The organism is Citrobacter sp. wls717, assembly GCF_005280955.1.
Classification (GTDB): Bacteria; Pseudomonadota; Gammaproteobacteria; order Enterobacterales; family Enterobacteriaceae; genus Citrobacter; species Citrobacter werkmanii.
Map to the genome: position 1 here is coordinate 69,241 of NZ_SZWW01000006.1, position 22,540 is coordinate 91,780.

The 22,540-nt window shown below is 54.9% G+C and carries 20 protein-coding genes; 14 read left to right on the top strand and 6 right to left on the bottom strand.

What is annotated here, in order from left to right:
- Positions 1-6 precede the first annotated feature (6 nt).
- Genes FDX09_RS02750 through FDX09_RS02770 form a run of 5 tightly spaced genes read left to right on the top strand, consistent with a single transcriptional unit; the run spans position 7 to position 5,617 of the window.
- Positions 7-651, top strand: a complete 645-nt coding sequence (locus FDX09_RS02750) for a DUF4310 family protein (RefSeq protein WP_038636652.1) — start codon at positions 7-9, stop codon at positions 649-651.
- Positions 652-709: 58 nt separating this feature from the next.
- Positions 710-1,843 (top strand): amidohydrolase/deacetylase family metallohydrolase, encoded by a 1,134-nt coding sequence (locus FDX09_RS02755; protein ID WP_121529877.1) that lies wholly within the window; start codon positions 710-712, stop codon positions 1,841-1,843.
- Entirely contained in the window at positions 1,827-2,945 is a 1,119-nt protein-coding gene (locus FDX09_RS02760) for a DgaE family pyridoxal phosphate-dependent ammonia lyase (protein WP_087857479.1), read from the top strand. Before FDX09_RS02755 ends, FDX09_RS02760 begins: the two co-directional genes overlap by 17 nt.
- Entirely contained in the window at positions 2,942-3,682 is a 741-nt protein-coding gene (locus tag FDX09_RS02765; RefSeq protein WP_137346751.1) for a KDGP aldolase family protein, read from the top strand. The genes FDX09_RS02760 and FDX09_RS02765 overlap by 4 nt, the downstream gene beginning before the upstream one ends.
- Positions 3,683-3,703: 21 nt before the next feature.
- A complete protein-coding gene (locus FDX09_RS02770) occupies positions 3,704-5,617 on the top strand; it encodes a BglG family transcription antiterminator (RefSeq protein WP_137346752.1) in 1,914 nt (637 codons plus the stop codon).
- 68 nt (positions 5,618-5,685) lie between these two features.
- Here FDX09_RS02770 and FDX09_RS02775 read toward each other — a convergent pair whose 3' ends face one another.
- From FDX09_RS02775 to FDX09_RS02800, 6 genes are read right to left on the bottom strand one after another with little or no spacing between them, the layout of a single operon-like run.
- The gene (locus FDX09_RS02775) at positions 5,686-6,078 is read right to left on the bottom strand and encodes a DUF4280 domain-containing protein (protein ID WP_085048426.1); all 393 of its coding nucleotides are present in this window, start codon (positions 6,076-6,078) and stop codon (positions 5,686-5,688) included.
- Entirely contained in the window at positions 6,075-6,998 is a 924-nt protein-coding gene (locus tag FDX09_RS02780) for a type VI secretion system ImpA family N-terminal domain-containing protein (protein WP_233593810.1), read from the bottom strand. Before FDX09_RS02780 ends, FDX09_RS02775 begins: the two co-directional genes overlap by 4 nt.
- Positions 6,995-10,534: a type VI secretion system protein gene (locus FDX09_RS02785; protein WP_249359968.1), complete on the bottom strand. Its 3,540-nt coding sequence runs from the start codon at positions 10,532-10,534 to the stop codon at positions 6,995-6,997. The genes FDX09_RS02780 and FDX09_RS02785 overlap by 4 nt, the downstream gene beginning before the upstream one ends.
- Positions 10,534-11,283, bottom strand: a complete 750-nt coding sequence (locus tag FDX09_RS02790; protein WP_038636678.1) for a DotU family type IV/VI secretion system protein — start codon at positions 11,281-11,283, stop codon at positions 10,534-10,536. The genes FDX09_RS02785 and FDX09_RS02790 overlap by 1 nt, the downstream gene beginning before the upstream one ends.
- Entirely contained in the window at positions 11,264-12,601 is a 1,338-nt protein-coding gene (gene tssK / locus FDX09_RS02795) for a type VI secretion system baseplate subunit TssK (RefSeq protein WP_137346754.1), read from the bottom strand. Before tssK ends, FDX09_RS02790 begins: the two co-directional genes overlap by 20 nt.
- A gap of 14 nt (positions 12,602-12,615) precedes the next feature.
- Positions 12,616-13,074: a hypothetical protein gene (locus FDX09_RS02800; RefSeq protein WP_038636684.1), complete on the bottom strand. Its 459-nt coding sequence runs from the start codon at positions 13,072-13,074 to the stop codon at positions 12,616-12,618.
- Positions 13,075-13,446: 372 nt separating this feature from the next.
- Here FDX09_RS02800 and tssB point away from each other — a divergent pair, with 372 nt between their 5' ends.
- The 9 genes from tssB to FDX09_RS02845 all read left to right on the top strand — a co-directional run bounded on the left by tssB (position 13,447) and on the right by FDX09_RS02845 (position 22,540).
- Positions 13,447-13,959 (top strand): type VI secretion system contractile sheath small subunit, encoded by a 513-nt coding sequence (gene tssB, locus FDX09_RS02805; protein WP_137346755.1) that lies wholly within the window; start codon positions 13,447-13,449, stop codon positions 13,957-13,959.
- 18 nt (positions 13,960-13,977) lie between these two features.
- Positions 13,978-15,459, top strand: a complete 1,482-nt coding sequence (gene tssC, locus FDX09_RS02810; protein ID WP_069324762.1) for a type VI secretion system contractile sheath large subunit — start codon at positions 13,978-13,980, stop codon at positions 15,457-15,459.
- Positions 15,460-15,477: 18 nt separating this feature from the next.
- Positions 15,478-15,960 (top strand): Hcp family type VI secretion system effector, encoded by a 483-nt coding sequence (locus FDX09_RS02815; RefSeq protein WP_137346756.1) that lies wholly within the window; start codon positions 15,478-15,480, stop codon positions 15,958-15,960.
- A gap of 9 nt (positions 15,961-15,969) precedes the next feature.
- On the top strand, positions 15,970-16,347 hold the full coding sequence (gene tssE, locus FDX09_RS02820) for a type VI secretion system baseplate subunit TssE (RefSeq protein ID WP_085048419.1): 378 nt from the start codon (positions 15,970-15,972) through the stop codon (positions 16,345-16,347).
- A 19-nt stretch (positions 16,348-16,366) separates the two neighbouring features.
- Positions 16,367-18,088 (top strand): type VI secretion system baseplate subunit TssF, encoded by a 1,722-nt coding sequence (gene tssF / locus FDX09_RS02825; RefSeq protein ID WP_137346757.1) that lies wholly within the window; start codon positions 16,367-16,369, stop codon positions 18,086-18,088.
- The gene (locus FDX09_RS02830; RefSeq protein ID WP_137346758.1) at positions 18,052-18,993 is read left to right on the top strand and encodes a type VI secretion system baseplate subunit TssG; all 942 of its coding nucleotides are present in this window, start codon (positions 18,052-18,054) and stop codon (positions 18,991-18,993) included. Before tssF ends, FDX09_RS02830 begins: the two co-directional genes overlap by 37 nt.
- The gene (tssH, locus tag FDX09_RS02835; RefSeq protein WP_087857468.1) at positions 18,984-21,494 is read left to right on the top strand and encodes a type VI secretion system ATPase TssH; all 2,511 of its coding nucleotides are present in this window, start codon (positions 18,984-18,986) and stop codon (positions 21,492-21,494) included. Before FDX09_RS02830 ends, tssH begins: the two co-directional genes overlap by 10 nt.
- An 8-nt stretch (positions 21,495-21,502) precedes the next feature.
- Positions 21,503-22,099, top strand: a complete 597-nt coding sequence (locus FDX09_RS02840; RefSeq protein WP_137346759.1) for a DNA/RNA non-specific endonuclease — start codon at positions 21,503-21,505, stop codon at positions 22,097-22,099.
- 192 nt (positions 22,100-22,291) lie between these two features.
- Positions 22,292-22,540 carry a plasmid stabilization protein gene (locus FDX09_RS02845; protein WP_087857466.1) on the top strand — a complete coding sequence of 83 codons (249 nt, stop codon included), beginning with the start codon at positions 22,292-22,294 and terminating at the stop codon, positions 22,538-22,540.

Sequence of the window (22,540 nt, forward strand, 5' to 3'; positions counted from 1 at the left end):
GCCATCATGGAACAGAATAAAGGTTTTTGGTTCGCTGACTGGTCATTCCCGATCTTTGTTGGCCTGCTCTCATCCGGCGTGTTTGCCGGAACGCACATGTACTACCTGTACGGTATCGGCGCATTCAACGAAGTGGCGTTCGTGGCGATGTTGAAAGCGGGAATGGACACTGGCTCCTACGGGGCGGTAGCGGCATTTGGCGCCAGCTTCCTGTTTGCCCGCATCATTGAAGGTTCGCTGGTGGGGATTCTGGATATCGGCGGGGCGATCCAGACCGGGGTCGGGTTAGGCGTTCCGGCGCTGCTGTTGGGCGCGGGAATTATCTTCCCGGTCGCCAACTTCGCTGCCTCGCTGGTCACCGGTCTGGTGATTGGTCTGGCGATTGGCTACATCATCATTCTGGCGCGTAAGTTCACCATCAATCAGAGCGACTCAACCTACGGAGCGGACGTGATGATGGGGGCCGGTAACGCTTCTGGCCGCTTCCTCGGTCCCTTGATTATCCTCAGTGCGATGACGGCCTCTATTCCGATTGGCGTGGGTTCGCTGCTGGGTGCGCTGCTGTTTTATATCTGGCAAAAACCGATCACCGGCGGGGCGATTCTCGGCGCGATGATCCTCGGTTCCATCTTCCCGATTGCGATTAGCTAACTGTTGATTTGTAGGCCGGATAAGGCGGTTACGCCACCATCCGGCAAAGGAGAGAACGATGTTTGATTTACTCCTGCGCCATGCGCGTCTGGTCGATGACACGCTGACTAATATTGCCCTTCAGGATGGCAAAATCGCGGCGTTGGGTGACGTTGATGGTCCGGCGCTGAAAACCATTGACCTGCGCGGCGAATGTTACGTTAGCGCGGGTTGGATTGATTCTCACGTTCACTGCTACCCGAAATCGCCGATTTACCACGACGAACCGGACAGCGTGGGTATTGCCACTGGCGTAACCACCGTAGTGGATGCCGGGAGCACTGGCGCTGATGATATTGACGATTTTTACACGCTGACCCGTGACGCGGCCACTGAGGTTTATGCGCTGCTGAATGTTTCACGCGTTGGGCTTATTGCCCAAAACGAGCTGGCTGACATGGCCAATATTGACGCCGATGCGGTGCGGCTGGCGGTGAAACGTCACCCGGACTTTATCGTCGGCCTGAAGGCGCGCATGAGCAGCAGCGTGGTAGGGGTTAACGGCATCACGCCGCTGGATCGCGCCAAAGCGATGCAGGCGCAAAACGGCGACCTGCCGCTGATGGTACACATCGGCAACAACCCGCCAGATCTGGATGAGATCGCCGAACGCCTCACCGCGGGCGACATTATTACCCACTGCTATAACGGTAAGCCGAACCGCATTCTGACGCCGCAAGGTGAGTTGCGGGCGTCAGTGACGCGGGCGATTTCACGCGGCGTGCGTCTGGATGTTGGGCATGGCACCGCCAGCCTGAGCTTTGCGGTGGCAAAACGCGCTATCGGCCTGGGTATTTTGCCGCACACCATCAGCTCCGATATTTACTGTCGCAACCGTATCAGCGGCCCGGTGCATTCCCTGGCGAATGTAATGTCGAAATTCCTCGCCATTGGCATGTCGCTTCCGCAGGTCATTGAATGCGTTACCGCCCATGCTGCCGATGGTCTGCGCCTGAAACAGAAGGGGCGACTGCAGGTCGGTCTGGATGCCGATTTAACCCTCTTTACGCTTAAGCGCCAGCCAACCGTGCTGGTAGATGCAGAAAACGACAGCCTGCAGGCTGAACAACTGCTGGTGCCGCTTGCCGCAATACGTGCGGGTAAGGGCTATATGACCGAACAAGGGAGCGCGGAACATGCCTTCGATTTTTGAGAAATACAAATTAAAACAGGTGATTAACACATCAGGCCGCATGACGGCGCTCGGTGTCTCTACGCCGCGACCCGAAGTGGTTGAGGCCGCGATGGCGGGGATGAACCAATACTTTGAGATGAAAGACCTGGTGAATAAAACCGGTGACTACATCGCGAAATTGCTGGAAGTGGAAGGGGCAACCGTTGTCTCCTGCGCTTCGGCCGGGATCGCCCAGTCGGTCGCGGCTGTGCTGGTTAAAGACAGCGACTGGTTGCTGGAGAACCTGCACGTCATGCCCATCGACAACAACGAAATCGTGTTGCCCAGAGGCCACAACGTCAACTTTGGCGCGCCGGTGGGCACCATGGTAGCGCTTGGCGGCGGCAAGGTCGTAGAAGCCGGTTATGCCAACGAATGTTCCGCGGCGCAACTGGCTGCGGCCATCACACCGCGCACCGCGGCCATTCTGTATATCAAATCTCACCACTGCGTACAGAAAAGTATGCTCAGCGTGGAGCAGGCTGCGGTGGTGGCGCGCACGCATAATCTACCGCTGATTGTGGACGCGGCGGCGGAAGAAGATTTGCAGTGCTACTACCGCGTGGGCGCAGATCTCGTTATCTACAGCGGCGCGAAGGCGATTGAGGGGCCAACCAGCGGTCTGGTGATCGGTAAAACTCAATACGTTGAGTGGGTAAAACGTCAAACGGCGGGTATTGGCCGGGCAATGAAGGTGGGTAAAGAGGGAATACTTGGCCTGACCTGCGCTATTGAACTGTACCTCAACGCGCAGAAAGAGAGCGGTGCGGAAATGGTCGAGAAAATGACGCCGTTTATTAATAACTTGAATCAGCTTCACGGCGTGAGCGCCCGCGTGGTGTGGGACAGCGCAGGGCGCGATATCGCACGCACGGAAATTAAATTTGACGAAGCGGTAACCGGGATCGCCACTGGCGAACTGGTCGACGCGCTGAAGCAAGGGGAGTACGCGATTTACTTCCGCGGTTACAAAGCCAACGAAGGCATTATCGAAGCCGATGTACGCAGCGTTGATCGCGCGCAACTGGAGATTGTGGCCCGTCGAATTGGTGAAGTGATTTCGCAGGAGAAAAAAGCATGAAACTGATCCCTAATTTTTATCGCGACCGCGTCTGCCTGAACGTACTGGCAGGCTCCAAAGAAAACGCCCGGGAGATTTACGCGGCGGCGGAAGGGCATGTGCTGGTTGGCGTACTGTCAAAAAATTACCCGGATGTCGCAAGCGCGGTAACGGATATGCGTGAATACGCGGCGCTGATCGACAATGCGCTCTCCGTGGGGCTGGGGGCGGGCGATCCTAACCAGTCGGCGATGGTCAGTGAAATTTCCCGTCAGGTGCAGCCACAGCATGTTAATCAGGTCTTTACCGGCGTAGCGACCAGTCGTGCGCTGCTGGGCCAGCAGGACACGGTGGTCAACGGTCTGGTTTCACCAACCGGTACGCCGGGACTGGTAAAGATATCCACCGGTCCGCTAAGCAGCAAAGCGCCGGACGGCATTGTGCCGGTAGAAACCGCCATTGCGCTGCTCAAAGATATGGGCGGTAGCTCAATTAAATACTTTCCAATGGGCGGCCTGCAATGCCGTGACGAGTACATCGCGGTCGCCCAGGCCTGCGCGCGTCATGACTTCTGGCTGGAGCCAACGGGCGGGATCGATCTGGATAATTTCAGTGAAATCCTGCAGATCGCCCTCGATGCCGGCGTGAGCAAAATCATTCCTCACATCTATAGTTCGATTATTGATAAGGTGAGTGGTAACACCCGTCCGGACGACGTACGCCAACTGATGGCGATGACCCGGGCCTGCGTAGGCTAATTGACAGATGAGGAAACTGACGTGCGATTCCCCAACCAACGTTTAGCGCAGCTATTTGGCATGTTGCAAAACGAAGCGCTTCCACAGGACGAGCTGGCGCAGCGGTTGTCGGTTTCCACACGCACCGTACGGGCGGACATCACCGCGCTAAACGCGCTGCTCTCCCAGTATGGCGCGCAGTTTGTCCTCAGCCGGGGTAACGGTTATCAGCTCAAAATTGACGATCCGGCAAGTTTTCATACCCTGCAGACGCAGCAGCCCGACTCGTTGCTGCGTATCCCACGCACCAGCCTGGAACGGGTTCACTGGCTGGTGGTTCGCTTTCTGACTTCGGCCTTTTCGCTGAAGCTGGAAGATTTGGCTGATGAATGGTTTATCAGTCGCGCGACGCTGCAAAACGATATGGCAGAGGTGCGCGAGCATCTGCAACGTTATCATCTGACGCTGGAAACGCGCCCGCGACACGGCATGAAGCTGTTCGGCAGCGAGATGGCGATCCGCGCCTGTTTGACCGATCTGCTGTGGATGCTGGCACAGCAGGATCCGCAGCACCCATTGGTGACGGAAGAAGCATTGAATGCCGGGCTTCCTGAGCGGCTGCAACCCGTTTTGCAGGACATTTTCGCCCGTTTTCATATCCGCCTGACCGATGAGGGCGAGCTGTTTTTGCGCTTGTACTGCGCGGTGGCGGTACGGCGGATTAGCGAAGGGTATCCGCTACCGGAATTTGCCGCAGAAGAAGCCGAGCAATCTGTATGCCTGGCCACGCGGGAAATCGCGGCGGTATTGCATCGGTTGGCGGATAAACCGCTCTCCATTTCTGAAGAGAACTGGCTGCAGGTGCATATTGCTGCTCGCCAGGTTCAGGAGATCGCTCCCAGTGCCATCAATGCGGATGATGATGAAGCGCTGGTCAATTACATCCTGCGGTTTATCAACAGCCAGTACAACTACAACCTGTTGAATGACAAGCAGTTACATGCCGACCTGCTGACGCATATTAAAACGATGATCACCCGGGTGCGTTACCAGATAATGATCCCCAATCCGCTACTGGAAAATATTAAACAACACTATCCGATGGCATGGGATATGACGCTGGCCGCCGTCTCGGGATGGGGCAAATATACGCCGTACACCATCAGTGAAAATGAGATTGGTTTCCTTGTCCTGCATATCGGCGTTGGGCTGGAACGTAGTTACAACATTGGTTATCAAAGGCAACCGAAAGTTCTGCTGGTATGCGATGCCGGAAATGCGATGGCACGGATGATTGAAGCGGTGTTGGCGCGTAAGTATCCGCAGATAGAAATCGTCGATACCGTGACGCTACGCGACTACGAACAGCGGGAAAGCATCAGCGAAGACTTCGTGATTTCGACCGCGCGGCTCGGAGAAAAAGATAAGCCTGTGGTGATGATTGCGCCGTTCCCTACCGATTATCAACTGGAGCAGATTGGCAAACTGGTGCTGGTCGACAGAACCCGTCCGTGGATGCTGAACAAATTTTTCGATGCCGCCCATTTCCGCGTTATCGATGGCCCAATGGATCAACAAACGTTGTTCAATACACTATGCCGTCAGTTGCAGGATGAAGGCTTTGTTGATGCGGAGTTTCTTGATTCGGTTGTCGAGCGTGAGGCCATCGTCAGCACTATGCTGGGTGACGGCATCGCCCTGCCGCACTCCCTCGGTCTGTTGGCAAAGAAAACGGTGGTCTACACCATTCTCGCCCCGCAGGGTATTGCCTGGGGCGATGAAACGGCGCACGTGATCTTCCTGCTCGCCATCAGTAAAAGCGAGTATGAAGAAGCAATGGCTATCTACGATATTTTCGTCACTTTCCTGCGCGAGCGGGCCATGACGCGACTCTGCGCGTGCCGGAATTTCACCGAGTTCAAAACGGTCGCCATGGAGTGCGTGAGTCGCTTTTAAAGACGCTGCGATTATCCTGCAGCGTCGTCTCCTGCAATCGTTCCCCCCTTAATTTCAAGGGCATCACATCACGGCACAACGGTCATTACCTGGCCGGGGAAGCTAATCTGGATCACGCCGCCCCACATGCAGATCAGCTTTGACTGGGCGGTGAGTGCGGGCATATTTCCCACTAATACCGTGGGTGAGCCCGGCGCCCAGGGGGCCGGTGTGGCGGGGATACACGGCATTGGCGTCAGCACGCCGAGCGCCGCCGCGGTTGCGGCTGCAACGGTCGGGTTAGCGATGCTGTTGCACATCCCGAACGGCAGAATGTTTACAAACGGTTTGTTATCCATAATATTCGCCATCGGCAGGTTGTTGACGATGGTTCGGCTGGTGGGCAACACGTTCAGCGTAGCTGGCGCTATACCAAACGAGCATTGCAGCATCGCGCCAGTACATACGGCAGGACAACTCATGGCAGTACCCCCAATTGTTTCCACAGTCGGCGAGCGGACTCATCGCCGCTAATCAGTTCATTGAGCAATTCAGGTAGCGGCGTATTCCCCCAGGCAAAGGCGCGATAGAGCAGATAAGGCACCGGGCTGTGTGGTTCAGTACGCGCCAGGTAATCCGCGACCTCTTTAATCATCCGATACGCTTCCCCGCGGTGGGCAAATGCAACGGGATTACCGGGCACTGGTGCCGCTTCTTGTACGACAGGCTGTGAGGGGGCTGGCAAGTTAGCCCCCAATGCTTGCAGGCAGGTTTTAATTTTTTGTTCCAGCGGATTGAAAGACGGTGCGGATGCTGCGGGCCAGCCCTGACAAACGGTATTAAGCCGCGTAAGCCATTCAAGACTTGCTGTTAGCGCCGTAACGATCGACTCTTCCGCCCCAGGTAGGGGAACGTCTGATAATTTTCCCTGCTGCCACTGTGATAAGGAGATATGCTCTCCATTCGCTATAAATAGCGGAGCTTCGGCGACCAGAACGGCGTAATGCTGCGCCATCCAGCAAAGTGGGGCGGCGCGATAATCATAGTCGCCCTCTTTGATTTTTGGGTGCAATTCCTCTGGATAACGCTCCAGCGCCAGCGTGGCCAATGCCAGAGCATCGGGCAAAGACGTTAAGCCTTGTGACCGAATCCATGCCTCACCCAGCCAGCTCATAATCACCAGATCCTTGCTGAGCGTTTTTGTCAGCGACGTGGCGATCTGTGCGACGGCGTCCCAGTCAGCGCGTCGCGGCGTGCTTTGCCAGACGCCCGTGGGCAGCGTTTCGTCATCCTGCTGGCGAGCGGCGACCAGTCGGTCGAACTCCGGTGAATAGCGGATCGCGTCTCCGCACGGTTTATCCGCCTGAATAGGCGTCAGTAATGCCTGAATATGTTCCATCATTTTCCTTGTGATAATCCCTGTTCGGTAAGCGGTACCCACGGTAGCGGCGCTTTGCCCTGTGCATCCAACAGCGCGATCTGCCAAAAGACGGTGGTTTGTAACTGTTGCTGACCATCTCCCACAGGAAGCGAAAAGCGCAATGGCAGCGGTTGCGCCAGCGCGCCGCCGACGCGCTGTTGTTTGATCATCCTCAGCAGTGACCATGCCCCCTGCCAACGCCAGCGACCAGTATCACCGCTTACCGTTACACCTGTCTGTGACAGACCTGGCATTGGTCGCCAGGCGGAGTTAGTTGCCCAGCGTAGACTAAAGTTCAGGCTGTCTCCGCTACGCCAGTGCAGATCCGTCGTGCCGCCGGGGTAGCTTATTGCCTGTTGATTGCCGGTAAGCCGCCAGTCGGCAATTTGGTCAGCGCCGACCTCGCGGTGACGAGAGGTGCGCCAGATAACGCGTAACGTAACCCCTTCCGGACTGACCAGCGCGGAAAGTAATGGCTGCGCCGCCGCCAGTTGTTGAATCAATGGCGGCTGCGCAGAGAGCGTTTCTGGAGGGAGCTGCGCGAGTAAAGTCGTGAGTTCGCGAACCCGATCGACATCGGCATCCGGTGCCTGTGGCGCGGCGGTAAAGGGGAAATGCCCCGCCAGCCAGACGTTGTACAGTGTGAAGATTTGCCCCACCGCGCCTATGCTCGCCTGCTGGCGTAGCTGCTGGCATGTTTGCTGCGATGCGTTTACCAGCGCGTTCAGCGATTGGCTGTAAAAATCGTTACCGCCGGAAGTGGTGAACTGCGCCAGCTCGCTCTGACAATTCTGAGCGGAAAGCGTGGGCAGCGCGGCGGCAAGCGTGGTCATTTGTATCGGCGGGCTGCCAGGATCCTGTTGTTGCAGCCGCTGCATTGTGGCCAGTGAACTGCTCCAGCGGACGATAAGCTGGTTTTCCGTCGTGGTAAGCCATGGACGCTGTTTGTCGAGCCAGTCGATATCCTGCTGATAGCGGGTCAATGCGCCGGAGATTTGCGCGGCTTGCGCGTTGGCCCAACCGGCAATCTTCTGCCCGCTGATCTGCGCCTGCTCTGCCGTGGCGTAATTCACGGCGGGAGGGGCGATCGCCGGCAGTAACGCGCCGCCGTCCTGGCGCACGCGGGCAATCACCTGGGCTGCGGCCTGCTGACGTAATGCGATGGCAAACTGAGGACGATTAAGCTGGTTGAACGCGTCAATGAGTTGATCCGCGCTAGCCGTACTGAGATTGCTATGGTCAGGTGACTCGGCAGCCCCCGTGTACAGTGCCTGAAGCATGGCGTTTTCAACTGCTTGCCGGGCCAGCATAGTGAGTTTGGGACGCCAGATACTGTCCGGAAGTTGTTGTATAAAACGCTCATATCCGCCAAATAGCGCCAGTGCCTGCTGGAGTTGTAGATTCCCGGGATAACCTGCTGTTCTGTCGGTCGGCAGGCTCGCCCCACGCTGCCAAAACGGTTGATTGAGCAGATCGCGCAGGCTTTTTTGCAGCGCGACAACATCCGGTGACACGCTGAACTCGCCTTCCGGCGACTGCTCGGTTAGTGAGGAGAAATGCAGACGGGAACCATCGACCTGTGCCAGAAAGCGTTGGCGCAATAAGGCTTCATGACGTAAAACGTCTTGAATCACATCATTGTCGATCAGTCTGAGCGTGCGTGCCTGGGTGAGGAGCTCATCCAACGGCAGCCGAATAGGTGAGTGAGTCGCATCGCGGCTAAGATTATTAATCGTAGTTAGCGTGGCCTGTAAACGGCTGACCTGACGGATTAAGGAACGCACAAATAGCGGAGTAACCCGTGAGTCATTGCTGAATAACGTCAGTAACTGTTCGAGCTGCTCTTCGTTGTTATCCAGACTGGTGTTGCCATAATTCTGCTCCAGCCAGCGCATCGTTTCGCGAGAAAAATACTCGCTGTTTCGCTGCGTTAATTCACTGGCGTCAGGCAACTTGAGGCGTGAAAGGTTGAGGGTGGCAATCATCCCATTCAGACGATCCTGCGACGGTAGCGATTCTGTATCTACGGTCACGCCCCAGATGCTGGCGCTGACGTTTGCCAGCGTCTGTATAGTGGGTTGCTTCACCTGCATTAATTGCAGTAATGGTAAATAACGCGACTCCATTTGCTTTGCCTGGCTAAGCAGGTGCTGAATCTGGCGGTAACGCTCCTCGGGCAGTAGCTCCTCCTGCTCTGACATCTTCTCACTTTGACTTTGCAGACAGATGCTGTTGGTCGCAGGTAATAACAGGCTGGCTAACGTGGCGTTATTAAAGGTGTCCCGTAATTTTGTGTCGGTATGGCTGAACAAGGAACCGGGCCAGACAACAGATCGAAACTGCCACTGCGGAATACCGTTAAGCACTCGCCAGTACAGTGCGGTGGATCGTTCGCCTGCGTTATTGGCGCGCAGGGTTTGTGTGGCCAGCACTTGCAGACGATCGTGTAGTAAAACGGCGTTGGTATGTTGGTATTGCCAGCTCCAGATCATTGCCGCCAGCCAGATAACACAAAGACAGCTATAACAGGCGAGGGTAATGAAATGGCGGCGCAGATTCAGGCGCAGCAGGCGGCGGACCGGGAGCGCCAGACCACGCTCGGCGGCAATTTTGCCGCTCAGTAGCGTCTGGCAAAACTGCATCCGTGGTTTATCATAGGTCAGCGTACGGGCGACAAACCAGATCCCACGCAATAGTGGAGGTTCATCGCGGGCGTTGCTGTTAAACAGAGAATCGAAATAATCATGCAGCGGGGCGGCTAGCGGCAGGAGGTTTTCCGGCAGACGAAACAGATCTTCTGGCGTATTTCCCCGCAGCGCGCCGAGTTCCGTGATGAGCATGCGCAGTGAGCTTCGGGTATTGTCCAGCGCGCTGTCTATCCACTGTGGCTTCCAGATGGCCTCTCTGGCGACCGGGATGGCACTCCCGATGGGGCTGCGACGAGCCTCCTCCGGCAACATGGCTAACAAAGACGAAGCCCCTTCCAGTGCTTCTACACCGCTTATCAGCAGGTAGACCGGTAAACTCAACCCACATACTTGCTGTAGCTGTTGGCAGTTGTTCAGTAGGCTGGCGCGAGCGGCCTCATCGCCCTGCAGCACATCCAGCGACAGGGTGATAATCAGCGCGTCCAGTGGACGCTGCGGACGACTTTTCACCAATGCCGCGAGCATTTTTTGCCAGTCATTCTGGCGAATAAGCCGTTTTTTCGCGGCAGTTTGCAACGTTTGCGGCAGGCACAAAACACTACACTGAGGGTTAAACCACCATTGCCCGAACCAATACTCCTGGCCGTCGGTGAGTGACCAACTGCGACAAAGCAGACGGTTATCCTCTTCGTCGCCCAGCATCAGTATGCGCATACTGTCGTAAGGATCCTGACCGCCGCAGGCGCGCTGGATCTCTTTTTGCGCACGGATGAACGTATCGTTGCGGTATTCCCACTGCCACCAGACGCACCAGAGGGTAATCGCCAGCAGCACCAGCACAATAATCAGCAGAGTCAGCCAGTGTTGCATCACCTGGAATCTCCCTGGCAGGACTGGGTCACCGGGAAATCAGGCAACGTATTCACGCCGATAGCATCTTCAATACTTAGCCACAATCGTTGGCTTAACAGCAGCAGAGCGAGCAGTATGATGAGGGCAATCAGGTGCAGACGTGAGTTGTCAGGCAGGCGACGGTGCGCCGGAAGCTGTAATGGCGTTCCCAGTGCTGCAGATTCCATTCGCTGGGCAATATCGCTGAACCTGGCGTCATGCTGGAAAGCAAAATGCCATAGCAGTTGACAGGTTTCCTGGTGGGCCTGTGGATCAAAATCGTCACGCCGGGAACCGAACCCCAGCGTCAGGCAACGTAAATAAAGCGCGGCTAAATCGCGCTGTCCGGGGCTGCGCTCATTGAGTAACGCGGTGATCTTATGAGGGATCAGATCGCCGGCGCTATGGGTCTGCCACAAATGGTACTCCAGCGGGCAACTCTGCCAGAGTGAGAGGGCTGGCCAGTCGCCATAGAGTACAGATTCATCAATCAGCGCGACCAGGGCGTAAACCGCGTCATCAATCTGCTGCTGAAAGGGGGTACCCAATTCACGGATTAGACGTCGGTTATACTCTGCCACCGCCTGACTGGCGTACTCAAAAGCCTCAGTGTGCAATTCATCAGGCGGCAGCGTGGTGCTTTTCCAGCGTTCAAACTGCGCCAGCCAGCGAGAGAAGACGTCATCAAACAGACGGCAGGCAGGCATATCAGGATTCGTAGGCGTCATGGCGATCCTCCTGACGGTAAAGCATGATCCGCTGCGGCATGTCATCGGTTTCATGCAGCGGAGCAATGACCAGCGGCGTCTCTTTTTCAAACCACTGGGTGGTAAGCGTTAACGTGAACAGAGCGATACTGCTGTCGACTTCCCAGTCGCCGTGCTGTTCGGCGGACAGCGGAGCGAGTGTCATCCCATGCATTCGCTGACGACGCAAAACGGCCAAAAACGGTTGGCTGGCGATAAGGCTCTTTTGTAACCAGCTTTCTGCTCTGGAGGTGCTGCCAGCAGGCATCAGCAGACCAATCACCACCTGTTCTCCGGCATGGATATTCGCGGGGAGCTGAAGCGAAAACATGTTATCCAGTTTGCTGAAGTTGATCCGTTGATAGCGGCGATGAATATGCGCCAATTGATTTTTCAACATGGTGAAAAGGGAGGCGAATGCCGGCTGCATGTTTTGATAATCGAAGGTCGGCAGCAAGGGCAGGGTTTTATCCTGGGTCAGAATTGCCGTCTGCCCGAGAAATAAACACAGCGCGCGGTAAAGATCCTCAGGGTGTGGACGCCCACCGTTAATCAGGCTTTCCAGCAGCGGTAAAGCCCCTTGAATACTTTGTAACGACAACGTTAGCCACAGCCAGTCATGGGTGCGTTGGCTCTGTTGCGCCAACTGCATTTCCCGGCTTAAAAACAGAATTTTTTCTCTTGCCTGTAAGCAGAGTTGTCGCGTGTTGCGGGAAAGATAGCTCTCTTCACTGACGCTGGGCGAGGGCGGAAACCAGTCGCTCTGACGAAATCCTGCTTCGGTATACACTATCTGAAGTAGCGGCAGACAGATTAAATCGGCGCGTTCATGCTGACAAACCAGGCGTGGTGCGGGCTGCCACAGCGAAATACTTTCAGGAAATTCTCCGCTGCTCAGATCCGGCATTGGGGCGCTGTTCGTTGAGCGATAGCGGTCATTCATCAACTGCCACTGTCCGGCGCGGTTTAGCGGCGGCAGCGCCAGCCAGAGAATATGTTCACTGTCCGGCGCGGCGGGGAGCAGATGTTGGCAGTCGAACTCCAGCGGCGAGTCGCGGCTGATATCGTACTCAACCGGCGTGCCGTCGGGCATGATTGCCTCAAGACGCAGGATACGCAGCATACCGGCACACAGTGCGGCTTCGTCGATATGTAGGTGGTTAACGCCCCAGAATCCGGGATTGGCGCACCGCGCCAGCATGGCGGGAAGCATTTCATTGCGCAGCGCCTGTAACTGGAAATGTTGCGGCAACATCGCCATCCCTTCGTACCAGCAGACCATTGCCGGAATCGTGCTCATAGTATCTTCCTTGTTCAGGGCGCCAGAATTGCCTCATCCGTCATCAGTAGCAGATGCAGTGAACTGACTTTATCCAGCCGGAGCCGGTGATCGCCTTCACTGCGATAACGCGCAAACAGTAGTGTTGCTTCTGTCGTAACGCCCTGCAGGGGATTTTCTTGCGCAACAAAACGTGAACCTGGCACCAGTTCCAGAGACCAGACGCGAAATCCGTCAGGGTTATCACGCAATAATTGTGATTTGGCATTAAACCACTGTGTCGCGGAGAGTGACTGGACGGTGGGTAACAGCGCGCTATCGGTAATAGCGACAATATCTACTGCTACCGGTGCGTTATCATTGGCATCCGGAACTGTTTCAATAATTACATCATTAAATGCCACACGGTTTTGCCACAATGAACAGCCGCTATTCAGTAACGTTAAGGTACTGAATAATATTAATATGGCCGAATGGCATATGCCGCTTTTCATATAAAGTCCTTTTATATTGTTATAAGAACGGTAATTAATGGTTGAGGTTTGTTTTTTGATTTAAATCATTATTCAGCGCGGATTATAAAATAAAAAACGTTTTACTTGATTTATTCACATGGTGAATTAGTTTTGTTGAAAATATCATTTCAGTGATTATTTATTTGTATCTTATTGATTTTAATTGGTTGTTTAATTGCTTTTGATTTTTATCAAAGCGGCGATCCTGGTGTAAAAACTGAAAAATTAAGTTGATATTTATTTTTTGTTGTGTTTTTTATATTGCATGTAGTTATTCAGAAAAATCTATTTTCGAATAATGGTGCGGCAAAAATAGCACCAGGGATACTATTGCAATAAAAAGGATTAAATATGGCAGAGAGCATTCAGCATAAACTCAACCGTATTAGGCCGCCGCGCGTGCAAATAACCTATGACGTGGAAACTGGTGGCGCGATTGAGAAAAAAGAACTTCCTTTGGTTGTTGGTATTTTAGCGGATCTATCCGGGCATCCAGCATCTCCACCGACCAAATTACGTGAGCGCCGTTTTGTTGAAATCGATCGTGATAATTTCGACGATGTACTCTCTTCTGCCTCGCCTCGTCTGGCGATACAGGTTGAAAATCGTCTGGCTAATGATGGCAGTAAACTGAACGTAGAACTCCACTTCAACGAATTCGACGACTTTTCTCCTTTCAATATCATTAATCAGGTTAAACCCCTCCAACGTCTTTTTCTTGCCCGTCAACGCTTACGCGACCTGCTGACCAAACTGGATGGTAACGACGATCTGGATACGTTGTTGCAGCAGGTAGTCAATGACAACGCTGAGCTTCAGGCGTTAAGACCCATTGCTGAAGAAAAACCGACTGACAACGCGTAACTAAAAAGGGGAAGAACAATGGACAATGTTCAGGAACAAGCTGAAACCGGTGGGCAAACCGTTACGCTGAGCGTGCTGGACCGCATTATTCAGGAAGGGCGGATGGCGCGCGATGAGCTACAGCAGACCTACGCGCGTGACATGCTGGAAGAACTGGCTACGCAGATTCTTGATGAAGGGATGGTGATTGAAAGCGATACCGTAGCGATGATCAACCACCGCATCGCGCAGATTGACGCGCTCATCAGCGACCAGTTGAATGAAGTATTACATCACCCGGAGATGCAGAAACTGGAAGCCTCCTGGCGTGGCCTGCATCAATTTGTGATGAATACCGAAACCAGCACCCGGCTGAAATTGCGTCTGCTGAATGTGTCACGTAAGGAGTTGCAGGACGATCTGGAAAAAGCGGTCGAGTTTGACCAGAGCACGTTGTTCAAAAAACTGTATGAAGATGAATACGGGACTTTCGGCGGCAACCCTTACAGCGTGTTGGTGGGCGATTTTGAGTTTGGTCGACATCCGCAGGACGTGGCGCTGCTGGAGAAAATCTCCCAGGTGGCGGCAGCGGCCCATGCGCCATTTATTGCTGCCGCCAGTCCGCGCTTATTTGATATGGGATCGTTCGCTGAGCTGGGCGTCCCGCGCGATCTGGCGAAGATCTTCGAAAGCACCGAATTGATTAAATGGCGAGCCTTCCGCGATAGCGATGACTCCCGCTATGTCTCGCTGGTGTTACCGCATGTGTTGCAGCGTCTGCCGTACGGACCGGATACGGTGCCGGTAGAAGGGGTGAACTTCGTTGAAGATGTTAACGGCATGGACGCGAGTAAATACCTGTGGGGCAACGCCGCATGGGTGCTGGCTAACCGCATTACCGAGGCATTTGCCTTGTATGGCTGGTGCGCGGCGATTCGTGGCGCTGAAGGCGGTGGACTGGTGGAAGATCTTCCAGCGCATACCTTCTCTACGCCATCCGGCGATATCAGTCTGCGCTGTCCAACGGAGATAGCCATCACCGATCGCCGTGAGAAAGAGTTGAACGATCTCGGGTTTATCGCGCTGTGCCATAAAAAGAATACTAACACCGCCGCGTTCTTTGGTGGACAAACGACTAATCAGGCAAAAATCTACAACACGCCGGAAGCCAACGCCAACGCGCGCATTTCAGCGATGCTACCGTACATCCTGGCCGCCTCGCGCTTTGCGCACTACCTGAAGGTTATTATGCGCGACAAGATTGGCAGCTTTATGAGCCGTGACGAGATCGAAAGCTACCTCAACAACTGGATTGCCGATTATGTCCTGCTCACCGACAGCGCCCCACAGGAGATCAAAGCGCGTTATCCGCTGCGCGAAGCGCGGGTGGACGTAAGTGCTGTGCCTGGCAAGCCGGGGGTCTATCGCGCGGTTGTATTCCTGCGTCCGCACTTCCAGTTAGAAGAGTTAACCACCTCTATCCGTCTGGTCGCCGAACTGCCGCCACCGGCAGCCGCTTGATCATTAAGGAGATAAACCATGGATGCAATTTTTTTAAAGCTCGACGATATCAAAGGCGAAAGTCAGGTTGATGGATTTAAAGATCAGATAGAGATCATGTCCTACAGCCATAACGTCGCAATGCAGGTCACCAACGACGTCAGTAACACCGAACGCACCTCCGGACGGGCGCACGTGGGGGAAATGTCGCTGACCAAGTTTGTCGACCTTTCCACGCCGAAGCTTAACGAGTACTGCTGTAGTGGGAAGATGATTAAAGAGGCTGTACTGACGTTATGTCGGAATGATGACGGCAAAATGCTGCCATTTATCGTGTATACCCTGGATAACGTGGTTATCTCGCATCTGAGCGTGAGCGGCGGTTCCGGTGGCAAACCGGTGGAAACGATGTCGCTGAACTTCACCAAAATTAAATGGGAAATCACCGCTCAGAAACTGGGAGGTCAGAAAGAGGGTAACGTCTCTTCCGTCTGGGATATGGCGATGAATAAGAAACCGTAACTTGAGGTAATGCCCATGTCACTACCCGTCGCGCTGCTCGACAGACTGATGGATGAGGACATTACGCCGCGTGAGTCGGTTTGCCGGGAGTTGAGAAGACTGTTCAACTCCCGTGCGGCAGAAGATGCTGACACATTGCCGGTGCTGCTTGCCTGGGGCGTCCCGGAATGGCACGGGCTGAACGCAGGCGATGAACGGGTGCTGCGTTGGTATTGCCGTCAGCTGCGCGCTGTTATTTTGCGCCATGAGCCCCGGATTCAGGCGCTGATCGTGAGCGTAAAAGATGCCCATCATCAGACGCTGGCGCTGCAACTTGACGCGATGCTGTGGAACGACGACGAACCGCTAACGCTGGAGCTGGCGTACCAAAATGGCGGTTGGCGATAACCCGTATCAGGGGAGATCAATGGACGATCGATTGCTTGATGATTATCTGCAAGAGCTACGATGGCTGCGAACCGCCAGCGGTGAATTCGCTCGTCGGCATCCGCATGTTGCTTCCCGACTGCGGCTGAGTGAATTCGATTGCCCGGATCCCCATGTTGAGCGACTTCTGGAAGGCTTTGCGTTGCAAAGCGCCAGGCTGCATCAGCGTCTTGATGACGGCTTTGGTGAGCTATGCGACTCGCTACTGGAACAGCTCTCTCCCCATTTGTTACGCCCTTTTCCTTCTTGCGCAACCGCTTGTTTTACCGCCGATCCGCTGGCGGGCGATCTGAGTCAGGGCTACATGCTTCCTGCCGGAACGCCGTTATACGCGCAAACGGAAAGTGGAGAAACGGTCTGGTGGCGCACGGCATTGGCGCAAACGCTATGGCCTATCGAGATTGAAAATGTTGACTGGTGTGATGCCGCACAGGCCCGGCAGTTGAGCGGAATGGCGCAGGCGCGTGGCGCATTGCGTATTCAGCTACGTTGCCTGCCGCCGCATCAGTTCTCAACGTTGGCGGTAACACAGTTGCGCATTCATCTCAGCGGTTCGCCGCAAATCAATGCCACGCTGTTTGATTTGTTATACGCCCATGTCATTGGGCCGCTGCGCCCACATCCCATTGGCCTGCTGAATGCCGAAAAGATTTTGCCCAGCGAACCGGGCGTAGAGTCCAGCGTGCTGGCGCTCAGTGCCTGGATGAACTGTCCGCAGACGCTGATGTATTTTGATTTACCGCTGCCGTCGACGGGCGAGGGCGACAGTATCACGGTGTGTATCCCTTTCGACAATGCTCCACAGGCAGCACAGCATATTAAACCTGGCGATATTCGTCTGGGCTGCGTGCCGGTAATAAACCTTTTCACTCGCACCTCAGAGCCGCTGTTTGTCGAACATACCCAGAGCGAACATCGGCTGGTCGCCGATCATCATGACAAAAATGTGCACATCTACCGCGTACAGGCGCTGTGGATGAGTCGCCGTGAGAAAGCCTGGCGCGTTCCTGCGTACTACTCAGCCCAGGGGCATAGCGAGGCCCGCTGGTTCTGGTATGCACGGCGTCACCGCCACCAGGGGAATGCGCTGTGGCTAACGCTGGTGGACAGCCGTTTTGACCCGTATGTGGCGGATGAAGAAACCAGTCTGACGGCAACGCTCTGGTGCAGCAACGGTGAGCAAGCCGCACAACTTACAGCGGGAACGCCATTGACCTTCGAAGTGCCGGGCCCGGTTGCGCAAGTACATTTACTGGGTACGCCGACCACGCCTTCTGAGCCAGCATTACAGCGGGACACGCGCTGGAAGTTGCTTTCCTCGCTGGCGCTCAATCACCTGTCGCTGGTGGAAGGCGAGATGGCGCTGGCGTCGCTGAAAGAGCTGCTGGCGCTGTACGCCCCTTCCGCCGCGTCACCCGCCGTCTGGCAACAGATTAATGGTATTCGCGAGATGCGTTGCCAACGGGTCAGTGAGCATCGGGGTGGTGATGCCTGGCGCGGCTGGCATAACGGCATTCGGGTGACGTTAACTCTTGAACAACAATCATTTACTGGCAATAGCCGACTGCTATTTGCCGGCATCATCGCCCGTTTTCTGGCTCGCAATGCCACCGCGAACTGCTTTGTTCGTACGGTATTGCAGGAAGATGGAGAGGAACTGTCGCTATGGACAGAAGCCGAACAGACCGCGCTGATAGCGTAATCGCCCAATTGCGGCGCGAGCCGTGGCGCTTTTCGCTCGAGCAGTGTATCCGCATCTTACGGGCGAGCGGTGAAACGCCCGCGCTGCGGGGGGAACTGGGGCTGGCGTTCACGCCTGCGGAGGTGTCGCTGCGCGACGGTACCCTTCAGGTCCACAGCCTGGGGCCGGGCGGAGCCGATGGGGTGCTTCCCTACGGCTGGCTGGAATGGCTGCAACAGGCGGCGCAGGATAAAAACAGCGCGTCGCAGGACTTTATTCATCTGTTTCAACAGCGCTTGATTCAACATCACTGCCATAGCCTGAGCCTGTATCGGCTGGCAACGCCTTACGCCAGGCGAGAAGATGCGCCGGGGTTTACGTTGATGCGGGTGCTGTGTGGTTTTGCTCTGGATGCCGTAAAAAAGCCTCAGTCTGGGCAGCTACAGCGTCTGCTGTCGCAAAGCAGCGGGCTGGCGAATCGTCGGCGTTCAACGGCGGGATTTGTGGCGCTGGTGGCGGCATCGCTCGGTATCACCGTCCATATTGAGGAGTTTATCGGGCGCTGGCAATCCTTGCCGCTGGCGTCTCAAAGCCGGACCGGGTGTCGGCTGGGGCGCAATAGCGTCGCCGGTCGGCGAATATGGAATCAGCATGCGGCGCTACGGGTGCATCTGCGTGCGGAAAATGCCGCGCAGTGGCGAACATTTTTACCTGGCGGACGGGGTATTCAACTGAGCAAATTAGCGGAAATCTGGTTTGGCGCGGGAATAACGCTGGAATTGATGATGCGCGCAACCCTGACTCTGGATCATCGCTTAACCCGCGCTGCACCGCCGCGTCTGGGTTATACCGCGCAACTGGCAGGGCGCAAGCCCGCCATGTTCCATTGCCAACAGCATCTTGAGGAGAACAGTAAATGGATTTGAAAGCGCTGGTAAAACGACTGAACCCAATTTGTTTTCGTGCGCTGGAACAGGCCGCCGAACGCAGCCGGGCGCAGGGACACTGGTTCGTTGAGCCGGAGCATATGCTGCTGGCTTTACTGGATGATGAACACTGTGATTTAGCGTATTGCCTGAGCAACGCGGCGATCTCCACCGATACGTTACGTGAAGAGATCCAGCGTGCTCAGGCGCAGTTCAAAACGGGCTGTACGCGGATGCCGGTGTTTTCCGTACACCTGATAGAGCTACTGGAAGGGGCGATTTTGCAGGCGACGTTCCAGCGTATTCCTCTGGTTCGTTCGGCCTTATTGCTCCTGACCTTACTCACCCGAGAACGGCTGCGTACCCAGTTGGCGCAGGGAATGCCACTATTGTTACAGCTTCCGGCTGCGGAGCTGGAAAGCCAGTGGCAGAACTGGTGTCGCAACTCCGTTGAGGAGGCTGCAGACCCTGACAAGGGCGAATCCCCGAAGCGTGAAGGCGGGGTTCTGGATCAATATACGCACGATCTGACGCGTGACGCGCGGGAAGGGCGGATCGATCCGATCATCGGGCGCGACGCGGAGATCCGCCAGTGTATCGACATCCTGCTGCGTCGCAGGCAGAACAACCCGATCCTGGTGGGTGCGCCAGGTGTGGGCAAAACCGCCGTCGCCGAAGGGCTGGCGCTGCGCATCGCCGAAGCCAGCGTGCCTCCGCCGTTGCGTGATGTCGCTCTACTGGCGCTCGATCTTGGCTTGTTGCAGGCGGGAGCGGGCGTGAAAGGTGAATTTGAGCAGCGACTAAAAGGCGTCATTGACGCCGTTAAAAAATCCCCGCAGCCGATCATTTTATTTATCGACGAAGCCCACACGCTGATTGGCGCGGGCGGCGCCGAGGGGGGGAATGATGCCGCCAACCTGCTGAAACCGGCGCTGGCACGTGGTGAACTGCGTACCATCGCCGCCACCACCTGGCAGGAGTACAAAAAATATTTCGAGAAAGATCCGGCGCTGGACCGGCGTTTTCAGCGTATCCAGATCGAGGAACCGGACGAGAACAGCGCGGTAATCATGCTGCGGGCGGTGGCCGATAAACTGGAGGCGCATCACGGCGTGCAAATTCTGGATACGGCGATCCGCGAGGCGGTGCGCCTCTCGCAGCGCTATATCTCTGGTCGCCAGTTGCCGGACAAAGCGATCAGCGTGCTCGACACCGCCTGCGCGCGGGTGGCGCTGGCGCAGCATGACGTGCCGCCTCAGCTTGAGGAGATCCGTCAGCATCTGGCGGCCATTGAAGAAGAGAGCGAACGTCTGAATCGTGAGCTGCTGGTGGGCGTCGATCATCACGACAGGCTGTGTGAACTGGAAGCGCAGGCGGAAAAACTCCACCAGCAGGCGCGGGAGGTGGAGGAGCGCTGGCAGGACGAGCGCCAGCGGGTCGGCGAGCTACAGGCCGCCCGTCAGCGAATGCTGGATCTCAGCGTGCGGCTGGAAGAGGATGATGAACTGGAAGAGGAACTGGTGGAGTGCGCCGCGCTGATCGGCAAACTGGAAACCGCCGCTGCCCAGCTACGTGACGAAGTGCCGCTGGTGCCGGACTGCGTCGATCCCGCCACGGTGGCTTCGGTGATCAGCGGCTGGACCGGGATCCCAATCGGCCAGATGCAGACCGATGAAGCCCACGCCCTGCGTACGCTGGTTGCACGCATGAGCGAGCGGGTAATGGGTCAGCAGGCGGCGCTGGAGACCATTGCCCAACGTCTGCGCGCCTATCGCAGCGGTCTGACCGACCCGCAAAAACCGGTCGGCGTGTTTCTGCTGGTGGGGCCAACCGGCGTGGGTAAAACCGAAACCGCCTATGCGCTGGCCGATGCTTTGTACGGCGGCGAACGCAATCTGATCACCATTAACCTGTCGGAATATCAGGAGGCGCATACCGTCAGCCAGCTCAAAGGCGCGCCGCCGGGCTACGTCGGTTATGGCAGCGGCGGGGCGTTAACCGAAGCCGTGCGCCGTCGGCCTTATTCGGTGGTGCTGCTCGACGAAATCGAAAAAGCGCACCCGGACGTGCTGGAGGCGTTTTATAACGTTTTCGACAAAGGGGTAATGGAAGACGGCACCGGGCTGATTGTCGATTTTAAAAATACGGTAATGCTGGCAACCAGCAACGTCGGCGCGGAGTTAATTCTCGACACGCCGGTTAGTGAATTAAAGAGCGAACACTTTAACGAGGCATTGCGTGAGGAGTTATTAAAACATTTCCGCCCGGCGTTTTTAGCGCGGATGACCACGGTGGTCTATCGGGCATTGGATGAAAAAATATTAAAAGGCATTGTGCTGGCGAAGCTGGAGAAATTAGCTCAGCGGTATTTTGTGGCGACGGGGGAGAAATTAAATATGGAGGATGGGTTGGTAGAAAGGGTTATGGAGAAATGTAAGGGCGCCGGAGCCAGGGATGTTGAGAATCTGGTGGTTGGGGAAGTGATGGGTAAAAATGAATAGGAGCTATTATGCCTTTAACACCAACATATACATCAACAAATATTCGAGGGATGGATCTGCCTTATACTGCTGAAGCTATTTTAGCTTATAATAATATGGATAAAGGTTCTACAGCTGATCAAAAAATAAAACCACCTGGTTTTATTAATGGTGGATGCCCTTATCATCACCAGAGAGGCCATATGATAGGCATGAAATTAGGTGGTGACGGGGGGGATGCAAGAAACCTTGTTACGCTTATTGACGGTACTAATCATCCTTTTATGTATGATTTTGAAGAGAGAGTATTTAAACATGTTAAAGCAAATCCCGGGATGAAATTCCTTTATAAGGTAACTGCAAATTATGACGCTTCAAAATATGTACCTGTGCCGACAAGCTTAACCCATTATGGTTCTCCATTAGGAGCAATGGGAAATCCATATTGCCCATTTCCATGCCCTGAATCTTTATCTATTGAATTTTTTCAAATAAACACATCTGTAATGATCCTCGATGTACCTTCTTTGAGTAGACTTGGTGACGCAGTTATTATCCCTAATGGGATATATAAACATCATGAAGGTAGTGCTGCACATATAAGTAAAGGGTGTTTTGCTGCATAGTTTAATGAGGAATTAATATAATCAGCTACTTTAACTGTAGTGAATGACTTCATTGTGTTCTCTAAAACCAACAGCAAACAAAATATACAGATTGGGCGAGGGTAATTCTTAATACTATTAAGATGCCTTTAATGGTACTTTTAAAGGATCTTTTATGGCCTATACTAAAACCTCACTAAAGAGGAAAAAACCATGCCATTTTATATCCTGACCAAAACCGCTGCCAGCATTACCGATCTGAAACGTAACCCAATGGGAACGGTAAACGCCGGGGAGGGTGAAGCGGTGGCGATTTTGAACCGCAATGAGCCTGCGTTCTACTGCGTGCCGCCTGCGGTTTATGCCTATCTTCTGGAGCTGGCAGAAGACGCCGAACTTACCCGCATTGCCGACGAGCGTGAAGGTGGAAAGCGAATAAAGGTGTCTTTAAATGATCTGTAA

Coding starts and splice junctions, on each gene's coding strand:
- tssK (WP_137346754.1), bottom strand. CDS start 12,601: ATGAGCACGATTCCGGCAATGGTCTGCTGGTACGAAGGGATGGCGATG.
- FDX09_RS02750 (WP_038636652.1), top strand. CDS start 7: ATGGAACAGAATAAAGGTTTTTGGTTCGCTGACTGGTCATTCCCGATC.
- tssE (WP_085048419.1), top strand. CDS start 15,970: ATGCCCATGTCACTACCCGTCGCGCTGCTCGACAGACTGATGGATGAG.
- tssB (WP_137346755.1), top strand. CDS start 13,447: ATGGCAGAGAGCATTCAGCATAAACTCAACCGTATTAGGCCGCCGCGC.
- FDX09_RS02755 (WP_121529877.1), top strand. CDS start 710: ATGTTTGATTTACTCCTGCGCCATGCGCGTCTGGTCGATGACACGCTG.
- FDX09_RS02760 (WP_087857479.1), top strand. CDS start 1,827: ATGCCTTCGATTTTTGAGAAATACAAATTAAAACAGGTGATTAACACA.
- FDX09_RS02790 (WP_038636678.1), bottom strand. CDS start 11,283: ATGACGCCTACGAATCCTGATATGCCTGCCTGCCGTCTGTTTGATGAC.
- FDX09_RS02785 (WP_249359968.1), bottom strand. CDS start 10,534: ATGCAACACTGGCTGACTCTGCTGATTATTGTGCTGGTGCTGCTGGCG.
- FDX09_RS02765 (WP_137346751.1), top strand. CDS start 2,942: ATGAAACTGATCCCTAATTTTTATCGCGACCGCGTCTGCCTGAACGTA.
- FDX09_RS02840 (WP_137346759.1), top strand. CDS start 21,503: ATGCCTTTAACACCAACATATACATCAACAAATATTCGAGGGATGGAT.
- tssH (WP_087857468.1), top strand. CDS start 18,984: ATGGATTTGAAAGCGCTGGTAAAACGACTGAACCCAATTTGTTTTCGT.
- FDX09_RS02800 (WP_038636684.1), bottom strand. CDS start 13,074: ATGAAAAGCGGCATATGCCATTCGGCCATATTAATATTATTCAGTACC.
- FDX09_RS02830 (WP_137346758.1), top strand. CDS start 18,052: ATGGACAGAAGCCGAACAGACCGCGCTGATAGCGTAATCGCCCAATTG.
- FDX09_RS02775 (WP_085048426.1), bottom strand. CDS start 6,078: ATGAGTTGTCCTGCCGTATGTACTGGCGCGATGCTGCAATGCTCGTTT.
- FDX09_RS02845 (WP_087857466.1), top strand. CDS start 22,292: ATGCCATTTTATATCCTGACCAAAACCGCTGCCAGCATTACCGATCTG.
- FDX09_RS02815 (WP_137346756.1), top strand. CDS start 15,478: ATGGATGCAATTTTTTTAAAGCTCGACGATATCAAAGGCGAAAGTCAG.
- tssC (WP_069324762.1), top strand. CDS start 13,978: ATGGACAATGTTCAGGAACAAGCTGAAACCGGTGGGCAAACCGTTACG.
- FDX09_RS02780 (WP_233593810.1), bottom strand. CDS start 6,998: ATGATGGAACATATTCAGGCATTACTGACGCCTATTCAGGCGGATAAA.
- tssF (WP_137346757.1), top strand. CDS start 16,367: ATGGACGATCGATTGCTTGATGATTATCTGCAAGAGCTACGATGGCTG.